The organism is Promicromonospora sp. Populi (genome assembly GCF_041081105.1).
In the GTDB taxonomy this organism is placed as follows: domain Bacteria; phylum Actinomycetota; class Actinomycetes; order Actinomycetales; family Cellulomonadaceae; genus Promicromonospora.
Map to the genome: position 1 here is coordinate 4,574,421 of NZ_CP163528.1, position 14,406 is coordinate 4,588,826.

The 14,406-nt window shown below is 72.4% G+C and carries 12 protein-coding genes; 4 read left to right on the top strand and 8 right to left on the bottom strand.

Annotated elements, in window-relative coordinates; translation table 11 throughout:
* The first annotated feature begins 51 nt into the window (after positions 1–51).
* Positions 52–534: a VOC family protein gene (locus AB1046_RS20685; protein ID WP_369371162.1), complete on the top strand. Its 483-nt coding sequence runs from the start codon at positions 52–54 to the stop codon at positions 532–534.
* 109 nt (positions 535–643) lie between these two features.
* On the top strand, positions 644–1,468 hold the full coding sequence (locus AB1046_RS20690) for an exodeoxyribonuclease III (protein WP_369371163.1): 825 nt from the start codon (positions 644–646) through the stop codon (positions 1,466–1,468).
* A gap of 78 nt (positions 1,469–1,546) precedes the next feature.
* On the opposite strand, the gene AB1046_RS20695 is transcribed toward AB1046_RS20690, so the two are convergent.
* The 5 genes from AB1046_RS20695 to AB1046_RS20715 form a co-directional block, all read right to left on the bottom strand.
* Positions 1,547–2,728, bottom strand: a complete 1,182-nt coding sequence (locus tag AB1046_RS20695) for an ABC transporter permease (RefSeq protein ID WP_369371164.1) — start codon at positions 2,726–2,728, stop codon at positions 1,547–1,549.
* A complete protein-coding gene (locus AB1046_RS20700; RefSeq protein WP_369371165.1) occupies positions 2,725–3,510 on the bottom strand; it encodes an ABC transporter ATP-binding protein in 786 nt (261 codons plus the stop codon). The genes AB1046_RS20695 and AB1046_RS20700 overlap by 4 nt, the downstream gene beginning before the upstream one ends.
* The gene (locus AB1046_RS20705; protein WP_369371166.1) at positions 3,507–4,574 is read right to left on the bottom strand and encodes a secretion protein HlyD; all 1,068 of its coding nucleotides are present in this window, start codon (positions 4,572–4,574) and stop codon (positions 3,507–3,509) included. Before AB1046_RS20705 ends, AB1046_RS20700 begins: the two co-directional genes overlap by 4 nt.
* A gap of 153 nt (positions 4,575–4,727) precedes the next feature.
* Entirely contained in the window at positions 4,728–5,960 is a 1,233-nt protein-coding gene (gene galK / locus AB1046_RS20710; protein WP_369371167.1) for a galactokinase, read from the bottom strand.
* A 98-nt stretch (positions 5,961–6,058) separates the two neighbouring features.
* Positions 6,059–7,048, bottom strand: coding sequence for an NAD-dependent epimerase/dehydratase family protein (locus AB1046_RS20715; RefSeq protein ID WP_369371168.1), 990 nt, complete (start codon positions 7,046–7,048; stop codon positions 6,059–6,061).
* A gap of 536 nt (positions 7,049–7,584) precedes the next feature.
* Between AB1046_RS20715 and AB1046_RS20720 the strand changes: the two genes are divergently transcribed.
* Positions 7,585–9,180 (top strand): TROVE domain-containing protein, encoded by a 1,596-nt coding sequence (locus AB1046_RS20720; protein ID WP_369371169.1) that lies wholly within the window; start codon positions 7,585–7,587, stop codon positions 9,178–9,180.
* Positions 9,181–9,279: 99 nt separating this feature from the next.
* On the opposite strand, the gene AB1046_RS20725 is transcribed toward AB1046_RS20720, so the two are convergent.
* The gene (locus AB1046_RS20725; protein ID WP_369371170.1) at positions 9,280–10,419 is read right to left on the bottom strand and encodes an Mrp/NBP35 family ATP-binding protein; all 1,140 of its coding nucleotides are present in this window, start codon (positions 10,417–10,419) and stop codon (positions 9,280–9,282) included.
* Between the two features lie 130 nt (positions 10,420–10,549).
* On the opposite strand from AB1046_RS20725, the gene AB1046_RS20730 reads away from it, so the two are divergent.
* Complete coding sequence (locus AB1046_RS20730; protein ID WP_369371171.1) at positions 10,550–12,589, top strand: hypothetical protein; 2,040 nt, start codon at positions 10,550–10,552, stop codon at positions 12,587–12,589.
* On the opposite strand, the gene AB1046_RS20735 is transcribed toward AB1046_RS20730, so the two are convergent.
* Both AB1046_RS20735 and AB1046_RS20740 read right to left on the bottom strand, forming a co-directional pair.
* On the bottom strand, positions 12,544–13,086 hold the full coding sequence (locus tag AB1046_RS20735; RefSeq protein ID WP_369371172.1) for a DUF1003 domain-containing protein: 543 nt from the start codon (positions 13,084–13,086) through the stop codon (positions 12,544–12,546). The two genes, AB1046_RS20730 and AB1046_RS20735, sit on opposite strands and share 46 nt — an antisense overlap.
* Complete coding sequence (locus tag AB1046_RS20740) at positions 13,079–14,389, bottom strand: CBS domain-containing protein (RefSeq protein WP_369371173.1); 1,311 nt, start codon at positions 14,387–14,389, stop codon at positions 13,079–13,081. The genes AB1046_RS20735 and AB1046_RS20740 overlap by 8 nt, the downstream gene beginning before the upstream one ends.
* Positions 14,390–14,406: the final 17 nt, after the last annotated feature.

The window sequence follows — 14,406 nt, forward strand, 5'->3', positions numbered from 1 at the left end:
GTCAGAGTGAGGACGGGGCCGACGGCGCCCCTGACCAACTCAGGAGGACCCATGGTTACCGTTCGACCGCATCTCTGGTTCGGGAACAACAGGGCCGGCGAGGCCGCCGCGTTCTACGCGGAGCACATCCCGGGATCGTCCGTCGAGAGCGTGGTGAAGGCTCCCAAGGACGTGCCGGGTGCTGAGCCGGGCGCGGACTTCGTCGTCGAGTTCACGGTGGCCGGCCTGCCCGTCATCGGGCTGAACGCCGGTCCCGACCTCAACCTCGACGAGGCGTTCTCGTTCTTCCTTTCCGTCGAGGGGCAGGACGAGGTCGACCACTACTGGGACCTCCTCACCGCCGACGGCGGCGCGCCCGGCCCCTGCGGCTGGTGCAAGGACAAGTTCGGGGTGTCGTGGCAGGTCATCCCCAAGGAGCTCGAGCGGCTCAGCGGCACCTACTCGACCCCCGCGGAGATCGCCACGATGAACGCCATGCTCAAGATGGGCAAGATCGACGTCGCGGCGCTGAAGGCGGCCCACGACGCCGCGTGACGACCGCAGGTCCGCTCTGACCAAGCGGTTGCGCGTGGTTCCGGGCGCCGGATCATGCGCAAGGCCTTGGTGGAAGCGGACTGTCAGAGGCGGCCGTTAGGCTTCCCGCGTGCCTCTGATTGTTGCCACCGCCAATGTCAACGGGATCCGCGCCGCCGTCCGCCGCGGCATGGACTCCTGGATCGCTACCCGCACGCCGGACGTGCTGCTGCTCCAGGAGGTGCGCGCGCCGGACAAGGTCGCTCGTGAGCTGCTCGACGGCTGGCACGTGGCTCATGCGGAGAGCGAGGTCAAGGGTCGCGCCGGCGTGCTCGTGGCGTCGCGCCTGCCGCTCGGCGAGATCCGTACCGGCCTCAATGCCCACGGGCCTGACGGCGCGGTGGAGGCTGGGCCCGACACGGGCCGTTGGGTCGAGGCGGACGTCCAGCTGCCCGACGGCGGAACGCTCACCGCCGTCTCCGCCTACCTGCACTCCGGGTCTACCAACCCGGGCCAGGAGCACACGATGGTGGCCAAGTACGCCTACCTGGAGAAGGTGACGGCGCGCCTGGCCGAGCTCTCCGGGGCGCAGGCCCCGGCGGTCGTAGCGGGCGACCTCAACATCGCCCACCAGAACGTCGACATCAAGAACTGGCGGAGCAACCAGAAGAGCGCCGGCTTCCTCCCCGAGGAGCGCTCGTACGTGACGCGTTGGCTCGACGAGCACGGCTGGACCGACCTCGGGCGTGCACACGCCGGTGACGGTCCCGGCCCGTACACGTGGTGGTCGTGGCGTGGCGCGGCGTACGACAACGACTCCGGCTGGCGCATCGACTACCAGCTCGCGAATCCGGCCCTCGCTGGCGCCTGCCGCAAGATCGAGGTCGACCGCGCGCCCACCTACGCCGAGCGCTGGAGCGACCACGCCCCGGTCGTGGCCACCTACGAGCTCTGACCCCGCATTGGTTGAGTGCTGGGTATTTGCGGGTCTTGAGCGCCCTGACCCACAAATACCCAGCACTCAACGGCAGCCTCAGTACCGGATCGCGTCGATCACCTTGATCCGCACGGCGTAGATCGCCGGGATCAGGCCCGCGAGGGCGCCGATACCGACGGCGCACGCCATGCCCACCAGTGCGGCGTCGAACGGGAAGCCCGGCAGGTCGTCGATCGGCCGGCCGAAGATGAGGTCGATCGGCACGTTCTTGATGACGGCAACCGCGGCGACCACCCCGACCACGCCGGCCACGGTGGTGGCGACCACCGATTCCATGAGGACGCCGAAGAACACGCGCCCGCTGGTGGCCCCGAAGGACCGGCGGATGCCGATCTCGCGGATCCGGTAGCGCACCGTGACGAGGGCGATGTTGAGCAGCCCCAGCCCGCCCAGCAGCAGGGCGAACCCGCCCACGCCGAGCACCAGGTACTGCAGCACACGGTCGATCACGAACGGCTCTTCGAACGGCGGAGACACCTCGAACGGCAGCCCCGCTGCCGCCAGGTCGCGGGGCAGCACCTCGGCGAACTGGTCCGCCAGCTCCGGCGGCACCCAGAACTGGTACCCGTCCGCGGTGATCCTGTCCGGGAACCAGCGCACGGCCTGGTCGAACAGCAGCAGGGCGCGCGGGTCCTCGTCGGTCCACTGCACGGGTACCTCACCGATCACGGTCGCGGCAACCGGCGTCTCACCCTCGAGCACGACCGTCGGGTGGGTCGCGGCGGCGGCGCCGTCCGCGTACGCGTCCAGGAAGGCCTGGTTGACGACGAGCACCGGGGCCAGCCGCTCGTTGTCGGCGTCGACGAACCACCGACCGTCCTCCATGTCCTGCCGGGTGATGATCCCGCTGTCGGCGTCGACGACGTTCCACTGGATGAACCCGTCGCCCTGGCCGCGCACCTGGAGATCGGCGCTCGACTGGACCGAGTGGTAGGAGATCTGGTGCCGCTCGGCGATGCCGTCGACGATCGTGTCCGCCTCGGCGGCCGTCATCCCGCCGCCGCCCATGCCCATGGACCAGGCGGCGAGGGTGGTGTCCCGGCCGTTCATCCGCTCGGTCTGCTCCTGCATCGCCTGGCCGAACATCGTCACGGCCGCCGAGATGCCGGTGATCGCGGTGACGGCGCAGGCCACGCCGATCAGCGCGAGCAGCACCCGTAGCCGGTGGATCCGCAGCTCGTCCCAGGCCTCCAGGATCGCGCCCACGACGCCGGTCATGCGCGGAACCCCGCGGTCTCGGCGGCAGAATCGCTGGCCGAATCGGCAGTGGAACCGGCAGCGCTCTCGGCCACGGCGGAGGGCGCTTCGAGATGGATGGGGACCAGGACGCCGTCGGCGAGCCGGAACTGGCGGTCGGCGCGAGCCGCGATCGCCAGGTCGTGCGTGATGGTGACCAGCGCGGATCCCGTCTCGATCGCCGCGTCGTCCAGGAGGGTCATGATGGCCCGCCCGGTATCGACGTCGAGGGCGCCGGTGGGCTCGTCGGCGAGGATGACCCGCGGCCCCCGGACGAGCGCCCGGGCGATGGCGACGCGCTGCTGCTCGCCGCCGGACAGCTTCTCCGGCCGCGTGTCGAGCCGGTCGCCCAGGCCGACCCGGTCGAGAGCCTGCGTGGCGATCTTGGTCCGGTTCCAGAACTGCTTGCCGCGGGCGTACATCAGGGGCGCGGCGACGTTCTCGAGTGCCGTGCGTCCCTGCAGCAGGTTGAACTGCTGGAACACGAAGCCGAAGTCGTCGCCCCGGCGCCGGGCCAGGGCCCGGCTGCGCAGGCGGCCGACCGGCTCGCCCTCCAGGAGGTACTCGCCGGACGTCGGGGAGTCGAGCAGGCCGAGGATGTTCAGCAGCGTGGACTTGCCGGTGCCGGAGCGGCCGACGATCGCGACGTGCTCGCCCGAGCCGACCGTCAGGTCGACGCCGCGGAGGATCTCGAGAATGCTCCCGTTCGGGAGCTCGACGTGCCGGGTTACGCCCTGCAGGTCGACGAGCGCGGCGGCGGTCATTCGAAGCACTCCTCGTCGTACATCTGCATCGCCATGTCACCCTCCACGACAGCGCCGTCCGCGGAGATGCCGGCGCAGTCGGCCCCTTCCTCCGTGTTGTCGGCTACGGGCGTGAACTCCAGGATCTGCTCGCCCGCCTTCAGGCCCTTGGTCACCTCGACCTGCAAGCCGTCGGTCAGGCCCAGCGTGACGTCGCGCTCCTCGGGCTCCGCGCCCTCCTCGGCGACCGTCCACACCTTGCCGGTCTGCGAGGTGCCGAGCACCGCACTGATCGGTACCACCACGACGTCCTTCGCGTTGCCGTTGGTGATCTCGATCTCGGCGCCCAGACCCGAGAAGGCCTTGATCTTGGGCGGGATGGAGCAGCGGACGGCGCCCGTGGCGGCCTCGCCGCTCTCGGTCACGGCGCCCTCGCCGCCGGTGGCGCCGCCGGGCGCCTCGCCGATCGTGAGGCCGGTGCAGGTGAACGGTGCCGGACCGCCCTTGAGCGTCACCTGCGCCTCGCCGGCGGCACCGACGAGGCGGTACTGCTGGTCTGCGGTGAGCGTGCCCGAGACGGACAGGGTGCCGGGGGAGACGGTGCCGATGGTCTCGCCCACGGCGACCACCTGGTCCTTGAGCACCGTGACGTCCACGGCGCCCGCGACCGGCGCGAGGACCGACGTCCAGGTGACCTTCGGCTCCTGCTCGGTGACGGTCTCCTCGCCGGTCTCCTCGTCGACCTCCACGACGGGTTCGACGATCTCCTCGCTCTTGATCCACAGGATGCGTTCGTCCTTGCCGATCTTCTTGTCGTCGACCTGGATCTCGGCGACGACGCCGTCGGCGGTGGCCTTGACCTCGATCGGCGGGTCGGAGGCCACGGAGGCAGGCACCGTCACCGTGTTGGTGACGGAGCCCTTCTCGACGGCGACTATCGACTCCGTGATCTCGCCCGTCGGCTGGAGCGCGTCGGGCGGGTCGAGCTCGGCCCCCCGGAGCGCCAGGGCGACGAGCGCGGCGGCGATCACCGCCCAGATGATGATCCGGACGGTGGGGAAGACGTACTGGCGGACGGCACCCATGAGGGCTCCTCGCAGCGGCGCGTAGGGACGTTGAACGCTGCGGAGGGCAGCCCGGTGGACACTAGCCCGGCTTCGGTGCGGGCGAAATGAAAGTCCGGGTGACATCTACGCCAGACGAGGCGACGGCGGTCAGCCCGCCGGGTCCGACCGCGGTCAGCCCGCCGGGGCCGACGGCGGAGCGAGCAGGAACGCCGGCGCAGTCAGGTCGGCGTCGGCGAAGGCGTCCGCGACCGCCTGGGCGACCGCGTCGACGTCGGACAGGCGGACCAGCGCGATAGCGCTGCCGCCGAAGCCGCCGCCGGTCATCCGCGCGCCGAGCGCACCCGCAGCCATGGCGGACTCCACGACGAGGTCGAGCTCACGGCAGGAGACCTCGTAGTCGTCCCGCAGGGAGGCGTGCGAGGCCAGCATGAACGGGCCGACGTCGGCGGCGCGGCCCTCGCGCACCAGGTCGGCGAACCGCGCGGTGCGGTCGATCTCGGTCACGACGTGCCGCACCCGGCGGCGCAGCACCCCGTCGGGGTCGTGCGGCTCGAGCTCGGCCAGCGCGCGGTCGATGCCCATGCCGCCGAGCGTCGGCGCGATGTCGCGCAGCGACTCCAGCCCGAGCAGCCCCGCCGCGCGCTCGCAGGCCTCGCGGCGGGCCCCGTACTCGCCGGAGACGTGCGAGTGCTCGGCCTTGGTGTCGACAACCAGGAGCGTCAGGCCGGCCGTGGCCAGGTCGAACGGCACGGGTACACCCGACTCCAGCGGCTTCAGGCCCGGCCGGAAGTCGAGCAGGAGCGCGTGACCCTCGCGGCAGCGCAGCGACGCCGACTGGTCGAGCCCGCCCGTCGGCGCGCCGGCGATCTCATTCTCTGCCCGGCGGCTGACGTCGACCAGCTCGGCGCGGCCGGCGTCGGACGCCGCGAGGCCGAGGCCCGCAATCGCGTCCAGGGCGACCGCGACTGCGGCCTCCAGCGCCGCCGAGGAGCTCAGCCCGGCCCCGAACGGCACACACGAGTCGACGGCGGCGTCGAAGCCGCCCACCTTGTGGCCGGCCTCCGCCAGGGCCCAGGCGACACCCGCGACGTAGGCGCCCCAGCCCTGCACGGCGCCGGGCGCCACGTCGGACAGCTGTGTCGTCCACACGCCCTCGGCCTGCGCCGACACGAGCCGGACCTGGTCGTCCTCACGGGGCCGCAGCGCGATGTAGGTGCGGTGCGGCAGCGCCGTCGGGAGGCAGAGCCCTGCGTTGTAGTCGGTGTGCTCGCCGATCAGGTTGACCCTGCCGGGAGCGGACCAGATGCCCTCGGGGGAGCCGTCGAACGAACGGGAGAAGAGCTCGTCGACCCGGCGCGCGCCGTCCTCGGCGGTCCAGGCCTCGAGCCAGTTGATGGTGGTCACGTAACTGATTATTACGGGTCGCGCGCACAGGACCCAGCGCCGGGTCAGGCAGCGAGACCGTACGAGCGGTGCACTCAGCGCTCGCGGCGAGATCACGGTCACCCCTGGACGGCGGCCAGCACCTCCTGCTCCTCGTCGCGGGTCAGCCCTGTGACCTTGGCGTCCGGCGTGGCGCGGAGCCACGCGAGGGTGTCGCGGGCGGACTCCGCGATCGGCCGGACACGGAGGCCGGCACTCAGCGACGCGGTCGCGTCGTGCGTGAGCATGCCCGACCAGTCGGGGTCGCCGATCCACATCGGGAGCGAGCGCGGGCCGGACCACGGCTTCACGTCGCGCTCGGTCAGCGCTGCCGCGGAAACGGGCACCAGCTTCGGGTCGGCGCCCACCCCTGCCGCCACCTGCGCGAGCACCTCCGAGCGGGGCAGCGGCGGGCAGACGCCGTCGTACACACCGGTGGTGCCACTCTCGACGGCCGTGACCATCCAGTCCGCGAGGTCTCGGACGTCGATGATCTGGATCTCCTCGTCCACCGGTTCGGGGACGAGGACCGGCAGGCCGTCCTCGGCGGCCTGTGCGAACCGGGCCGGCCAGTAGGTGAACCGGCCGCTCGGGTCGCCCGGCCCGACGATCAGGCCGGGCCGGATGATGAGCGACCCCGCGACGCCGGAACGGACCGTGTTCTCGCACGCCACCTTCATGGCGCCGTACGCCTCGGGACTCGAGCTCGGGTCCTCGTCGGTCTCGATCGGGTCGAGCAGCGGGAGCGTGTCGGGGGTGCCGCCGGGCGTGGCGACGTCGGCGTAGACGTTGATGGTCGAGACGAACGCCCAGTGGGCGTCGGGGAAGGCGGCCACAGCGGTGCGTACGTGGGAGGGGATGCGGGAGACGTCGACGACGGCGTCGAACCCGGCACCGGCCAGCTCGGGTGGGACGGCTTCGGCGCGGTCCCAGCGCACGAGCGTCGCGCCGTCGGGCACCGTGCCGCTCACGCCGCGCGCGGCGCACGTGACATCGTGGCCGCGGGCCACGGCGGCCTCCGCGACCGCGCGAGACAGGAAGACCGTTCCACCGAGCACCAGGATTCGCATGGCCCTACCGAACCGCATCGCGGCGGTGAGAGCACGCGGATCTGCTGCTGGCGAATCTCCGGGGGGCGTACTGCTTCGGGAGGCGTACCGGGGAGCGTCGCGATAATCCCTGGCCCTCACTACCTCACGCGTCTAGAGTCCTGACTCGACAACAGAACATGGCACGAGCACGGGTGGGCCGGAGACCGTCGGTTACCACTTCTAATGGGGAGGTTGCGGGTTCGAGTCCCGCCGTCGTCCGTGAGGACGGCGTAGCTCAATTGGTAGAGCACCACACGTCGGCAGTCAGCAACACGCCCACCCGTGCTTCGTAGAGCGGGCCGGAGCCACTTCGGTTATCTGGCACACCGCAGCGGTTGCGGGTTCGAGTCCCGCCCCGGGCAACCGGGTTGCTGCCCGACGGCGTCACGTCGTCGGATCCGGAGGGCACACACACGCCCGCTCGTCCACGTGATGAGAGCGGCGGCGGGCATCCACCCGCCGCCGCTCCCTTCTGCCCGTCGCAAGAACGACCCATCCCCGAGAGGAGCTTCGCCATGGACATCCTGCGCGCTATCAACCGCCGTCGGACGCCTCAGAACCAGCCTGCAGACGTGCGCCAGAAGGCGAACTCCGCCGGCGGTTACACCTTTGTGCTCGACGACGCGGCGCGCCTGCGGCGCTTCCTCACGCTCGGCGTCGACGGCGGCACGTACTACGCCACCGCCGGGACGCTGGCCCGCGAGAACGCTGAGGTCGTGGGCCGCATGGCGGCCGCCGACCCGGTGGCGCTGGTCGAAACCATCGTCGGGGTGTCGACGAGCGGCGCTGCGCCTCGGCAGAACCCGGCCCTGTTCGCGCTCGCGTACGCGGCGTCGGTCCCCGAGTCGGCAGCGCTCGCGCTCGCTGCGCTGCCCCAGGTCGCCCGCACGGGTACGCACCTGTTCCTGTTCGCCGGCTACGTCGAGCAGTTCCGGGGCTGGGGCCGTGGGCTGCGGCGCGCCGTCGGTGGCTGGTACACGGCCAGGGATGCCGACGCCGTCGCCTATCAGGCCGTCAAGTACCGGCAGCGCGAGGGCTGGTCGCACCGCGACCTGCTGCGCCTGGCGCACCCCGTCACGGCCGATCCCGCGCTGCGGGCGACGTTCGACTGGATCGTGCGCGGCGCGACGGGCGAGCACACGCCCGCCCTTGTCGAGGCTTTCCTCAAGGCGCAGGAGGCGACGGACGCGGCTGCCTGGTCGGCGCTCGTCCGCGACGCCGGCCTGACCTGGGAGATGCTCCCCGACGCGGCGCTCGCCGAGCCCGCGGTGTGGGACGCGCTCCTCGACGTCGGCATGCCCGCCACCGCGCTGATGCGTCAGCTCCCGCGGCTCACCCGGCTGGGGTTGCTGCCCGCCGTCGGCGGACGCACCGATGAGGTCGCGACCTTGCTCGCCGACCCCGAGCGGCTGCGTCGTGCCCGCGTGCACCCGGTGAGCGTGCTGGTGGCGCAGCGGACCTATGCGTCGGGCCTGTCGGCCCGGGGCACCGGAACGTGGGAGCCCACGCAGCGCATCGTCGACGCGCTGGACGCCGGGTTCTACGCGGCGTTCGGTGCTGTCGAGCCGGCCGGGAAGCGGATGCTGCTCGCCGTGGACGTGTCGGGCTCGATGGGCGTACCGATCGCGGGCATGCCGCTGACGGCACGCGAGGCATCGGCGGCGCTGGCGCTGGTCCAGCTCGCGACCGAGCCGGGCGCGTCGGCCGTCGGGTTCACGACCGGCCTGGGTCGCGGCTGGCACGAGTCGGTGCTGAAGCCGCTGCGCATCTCGCCGCGGCGTCGGCTCGATGACGCCCTGCGCGTGGTCGACGAGATGCCGATGGGTGGCACGGACTGCGCCCAGCCGATGCTGTACGCGCTGGCCAAGGGCATGGAGGTGGATACGTTCGTGGTCTACACCGACAACGAGACGTGGCACGGGGACGTCCACCCGCACCAGGCGCTGCAGCAGTACCGGGAGCGCACGGGCATCCCCGCGCGGCTCGTGGTGGTGGGCATGACCGCTACGAAGTTCTCGATCGCGGACCCGTCCGACCCGGGGATGCTCGACGTCGCCGGGTTCGACGCCGCCGTGCCGTCCCTGATCTCGCAGTTCGCGCGGGGGCTCTGACCCGCATCCCCTTCGAGTCCTAGGTTTCTTCGCTTTCGAGGTGCTCAAAGCGAAGAAACCTAGGACTCGAAGGGCATGCGCCCGTCGACCCGTGTCGGCTCAGACCGGCGCCAGGCCCAGGCTGCGGCCCGCCAGCCCGCGGCGGCGGCGTGCTAGCCCGCGGGCGACGTCGGCCAGCACCTTCGCGCCCGGCGAGTCCGGCGCGGTCAGGACCACGGGTGTACCCGAGTCCCCGCCCTCGCGGACGGCTACGTCGAGCGGGATCTGGCCCAGCAGCGGTACGTCCTTGCCCACGAGCTCGGTGAGCCGGGCCGAGACCTTGGCCCCGCCGCCCGCACCGAAGATCTCCAGGCGGGAGCCGTCCGGCTGCTCCAGCCACGACATGTTCTCGACCACGCCCACAACACCCTGCTGCGTCTGGGTCGCCACCGACCCGGCGCGCTCGGCGACCTCGGCGGCCGCCGCCTGCGGCGTCGTGACCACGAGGATCTCGGACGATGGCAGCAGCTGCGCCACGGAGATGGCGATGTCGCCCGTGCCGGGCGGCAGGTCGAGGAGCAGCACGTCCAGGTCGCCCCAGAACACGTCCGCGAGGAACTGCTCCAGCGCGCGGTGCAGCATCGGCCCGCGCCACACCACGGGCTGACCCGGCGGCACGAACATGCCGATCGAGACCACCTTGACCCCGTGGGCGATGGGCGGCAGCAGCATGTTGTCGACGCGGGTCGGCTGCCGGTCCACGCCCAGCATGCGGGGGATCGAGAAGCCGTAGATGTCGGCGTCGATCACACCGACCGACAGACCGTCCGCCGCCATCGCCACCGCGAGGTTCGCCGTGACCGACGACTTGCCGACGCCACCCTTGCCCGACGCGATGGCAAACACCTTGGTCATCGAGCCCGGCTGGGAGAACGGGATGACCGGGTCGCCGGCGCCGCCGCGCAGCATCGAGCGCAGGGAGGCGCGCTGCTCGGGCGTCATGACGCCCAGCTCGACGTCGACGCCGGCCACCCCGTCGACGGCTGTCGCAGCCGCGGTCACGTCCTTGATCAGCGTCGACTTCATGGGGCAGCCCGCGACGGTCAGGTCGACGCCGACGGCGACGTGGCCGTCGTCGGACACCACTACCGAACGAACCATGCCCAGGTCCGTGATGGGACGCCGGATCTCGGGGTCGAGCACGCCGGTCAGCGCGTCACGGACGCGTGTCTCGAGCGTAGGGGGGGCAACGGGGGTCATGCTTCGATCCTATTGCGGGGGTCCAGGGGCTCGGGCCCTGGCCCGGGGGACGGGTGACTTAACGGGGCCGTTGCAGGCTGGGTCAGTTGAAAACGGTACGCTGCGTCACCACCTAGGGTGAGGAGGCCCCATGACCGAGCCACGCGTCCCCGCGCGAGTCCGGCGTGTCGCCTCCGAGGACCAGGCACGCGAGCTCGCTGCCGAGCTGCAGCGGGCCAGCCGCCGCTGGCCCGTGGTCGTCATCTCGACGGCCGCCGGGCAGGACACGCCCTTCGTGGACCCGCAGCGTGTGCTCGACGACGTCGCCGGGCTCGCCGAGGTCGTCGTCATCCCCACGGGCGACGTGTCGTGGGCGTTCTCCTCCGACATGCCGCCGGACACCCAGGTCTACGGCGGCGCCTCCCGGGTCTACGGCACCGACCTGGAGTGGGTGCACCACCCGCGGCGTTCGCCCCTGCACTTCGCGTACTCCCCGGACGAGGACGCGCGCGTTCGCGACCGCCTGGTCGGCGACGTCATGCGGTTCGCGGTGCGGGCCGGGATCGTGGGCGCGGCCCGGCCCGCGCCCGACGCGGTGGTCACCGACGGCAAGGTGCTGGGTGTGCTCGGCACGCGGGCCCTGGTCAGTGCCGACGACGGCGGCCAGGCCACCGTCGCGGAGGAGCTCGTCTTCCCCGACGTGCCGCTGGAGCGGGTGCTCTCGCCCGGCATGCGGGTCACCGGGGTGCTCGACCCGGTCCGCCGGCTGCTCGACGTCCGCGGGATGCTGCCCGACGTCGACGCGCTGCGCCGGGCCGTGCGCACCGCCTACCGCGTGGGTCAGGTGGTGCTCGGGCGCGTCGAGTCCGTCGAGGACAGCGCGGTGCGGATCGCCCTGGCGCCCGGCGTCACCGTGCGGGTGCGCCGTGCGGAGATCACGGGCAACGACCTGGACCTGTTGTGCGACCTCTTCACCCCGGGCGAGGTGGTGGCGGCCCGACGGGTGCCCGCGCCGCTGGACGGCCTGGCCCTGCGGTTGGACGACGTCGACGAGTCCGAGGACCGGCCCGTCCCCGCCATCGCGCTGCTCGACGGCGGGCCGCCGTGGCTCAAGCTCCCGCTGGTCGAGCCGTCGCTTGGCGGGCCCTCGCTTGGCGGGCCCTCGCTGGTCGAGCCGGTGCTGATCCAGTCCTCGCTGGCCGGGCCGGTGCTGGCCGGGTCCGCCGGTGGCCGATCCCCAGTGGCCGGGGCCGGCCCCGCGTCGGCGTCGGGCGCCGTCGGGCCGCCTACCCCCGCCGACCTGTTCGGCGTACGCCCCGCCGCGGCGGACCCGCGCCCCGGGGGCGTGGCGGCCCTCCCGCCCGGGGTGCGCGCCGTCGGCGGACCGGTGCCGACACCTCCCGGCGGGCAGCGCGTGCCGACTCCGGGCGACGTGGCCGCGTGGCACGCCGGCGGGCACGACGCGCTGCCCTCGCCCGCCACGTCCGGGACGCTGCCGGGGCCGGCAGGCAAGGCGGCGCGCGACCTCAGCCTGTCCCTGGACGCGGCGAAGTCCGAGGTCGCCACGCTCGCGAAGGAGCTGCTGGACGATCGTGTCAAGCGGCGCCAGGTCGAGCTGGAGGTCGACCGGCTGCTGGGCCGCGTCGGGGAGCTCACCGAGCGGCTGGACCGCAGCGAGCGACGTGCGGAGCAGCAGGCCACGGCGCTGCGCAAGGCGCGGCAGGAGGCCGCGCGGCTGCGCCGCCGACTGGGCGACGCGGGGGTCGAGGTGCCCGAGGAGCGGTATTTCGTCGACGACGAGGAGCAGCTCCGGTTCGAGGTGCTGGCCGAGTGGGCCCGGGCGATCCCCGCCGCGGAAAAACCCGGGCGTCCGCTCGCCGACTACACGCTCGGCCCGCGGTTCCTCGCGACCCTGTCCGACGTCGAGGGCGTGAGCCGGGACCGGGTGGTCTGGACGATCGTCATGGTGCTGACCGGGCTGGCGCCCGAGATGAACGGCCTGCAGGTGCACCGCCTCCGCACGGGCGCCGGTGGTGACGACCCGATCCGGCAGCGCGACGACGGCGCCGCGTGCTGGCGGGTGTCGCTGCAGGTCAACACGCCGTCGGCCCGGAGGCTGCACTACTGGAAGCAGCCCGGCGGGGCCTACGAGCTGTCGCGGGTGGTGCTCCACGACGACGTGGAGCCGTGACCGAGGTCCTTCCGGTCCCCGCGGTCCTTCTCGTCCAGCTCCTCCAGCAGGTTGCGGATCTCCGAGCGCACGAAGTCGCGCGTGGCGACCTCGCTCAGCGCGATCCGCAGGGCCGCCATCTCACGGGCGAGGTACTCCGTGTCCGCGAGATTGCGCTCACCCCGCTGCCGGTCCTGCTCGGCTGTGACCCGGTCGCGGTCGTCCTGCCGGTTCTGCGCGAGCAGGATCAGCGGCGCCGCGTAGCTGGCCTGCAGCGACAGCATCAGGGTGAGGGCCGTGAACCCGTTGGCGGCGCTGTCGAACCGCAGGCCCTCCGGGCCGAACGCGTTCCACACGAGCCAGACGATGCAGAACACGGTGAGGTAGATGAGGAACCGGGGCGTGCCCAGGAACCGGGCGATGCCCTCGGTGGCCTTGCCGACGGCATCCTGGTCCATCCGGAAGCGCGGGACCAGCGAGCGACGCTGCGCGAGCGGGGTGTCCAGGCGGTCAGCCACGGGTCGCCTCCCGACCGGTCGATCCGCGCCCGGCGGCCTGCGCCGCTACGGCGTCCAGGCGTTCGTCGTCGTTGACCCGCCAGTCGTCCGGGAGGATGTGGTCCAGCACGTCGTCGACCGTGACCACGCCCAGCAGCCGGCGCTGCGCGTCGAGCACGGGCAGAGCGAGCAGGTCGTAGGCCGCGAGCAGACGCGTCACCTGGCCCACCGACGCCTCGTGGGTCAGCCACTCCGTCTCGGCGTCCAGCACCGAGGCGACCGCCGCGTGCGGGGGCTCGCGCAGCAGCCGCTGGAAGTGCGCGACGCCGAGGAACCGCCCGGTCGGCGTCTCCAGCGGCGGCCGCACCACGAACACCATGGAGGCCAGGGCCGGCGGCAGCTCGGACCGCCTGATCTGGGCCAGCGCGGTCGCGATCGTGTCGTCCGCGCCGAGGATCACCGGCTCCGTGGTCATCAGACCGCCCGCGGTGTCCTCCGCGTACTCCAGCAGACGCCGGACGTCAGCCGCCTCCTCCGGCTCCATCAGGTTCAGCAGCTGGGCCGCCTGCTCCTCGGGCAGCTCGTTCAGCAGGTCGGCGGCGTCGTCGGGCTCCATCACCTCCAGGACGTCGGCGGCGCGGTCGATGTCCAGGCCCGACAGGATGGAGACCTGAACCTCCTCCGGGAGCTCCTCCAGCACGTCGGCCAGCCGCTCGTCGTTCAGCGCACTGGCGATCTCCAGCAGGCGCTCGGTGCCCAGGTCGCGGATCACGTCCGCGAGGTCGGCAGCGCGCATGCCCTCGTACGCCTCCAGCAGGCGCGCGGCGCCCTGCTCCGCGGACCGGGCGGTCAGGTCCTGCACGGCATCGACCGGCACCGTCAGCGTGGAGCCGCGCCGGAACGGGGCCGAACCACGCGCCGAACGGCGCCGCACGAACAGCTGGTCCACCAGCCAGTCCCCGGTGCGCTGCTGCGCTATCGAGACGTCCTCGATGGTGACCTCGCCCGAGCCGTCGCTGAGCTGCACCCGGCGGTCCAGCAGCTGGCCCAGCACCAGGGACTCCATGGCCCGCTGCTCGAACCGCCGCAGGTTCACCAGGCCGGTGCTGATCACCTGGCCCGCGTCGATGCTGGTCACCCGGGTCAGAGGGAGGAAGACGCGGCGTCGGCCCGGGACCTCCACCACCAGACCGACCGCGCGCGGCGCGCCCTTCGCCCGGACCAGCACAACGACATCACGAACCCGGCCCACCTGGTCCCCGATGGGGTCGAAGACCACTGTCCCTGCCAGGCGTGCGACAAAAACCCTGCTGCTGGCGCTCACGCAGGTCAGCCTACGAC

Excerpts from the sequence above, each read along its gene's own strand:
- AB1046_RS20695 (WP_369371164.1), bottom strand. The coding sequence starts at position 2,728 with ATGACCGGCGTCGTGGGCGCGATCCTGGAGGCCTGGGACGAGCTGCGG.
- AB1046_RS20725 (WP_369371170.1), bottom strand. The coding sequence starts at position 10,419 with ATGACCCCCGTTGCCCCCCCTACGCTCGAGACACGCGTCCGTGACGCG.
- AB1046_RS20730 (WP_369371171.1), top strand. The coding sequence starts at position 10,550 with ATGACCGAGCCACGCGTCCCCGCGCGAGTCCGGCGTGTCGCCTCCGAG.
- AB1046_RS20700 (WP_369371165.1), bottom strand. The coding sequence starts at position 3,510 with ATGACCGCCGCCGCGCTCGTCGACCTGCAGGGCGTAACCCGGCACGTC.
- AB1046_RS20715 (WP_369371168.1), bottom strand. The coding sequence starts at position 7,048 with ATGCGAATCCTGGTGCTCGGTGGAACGGTCTTCCTGTCTCGCGCGGTC.
- AB1046_RS20685 (WP_369371162.1), top strand. The coding sequence starts at position 52 with ATGGTTACCGTTCGACCGCATCTCTGGTTCGGGAACAACAGGGCCGGC.
- AB1046_RS20705 (WP_369371166.1), bottom strand. The coding sequence starts at position 4,574 with ATGGGTGCCGTCCGCCAGTACGTCTTCCCCACCGTCCGGATCATCATC.
- AB1046_RS20720 (WP_369371169.1), top strand. The coding sequence starts at position 7,585 with ATGGACATCCTGCGCGCTATCAACCGCCGTCGGACGCCTCAGAACCAG.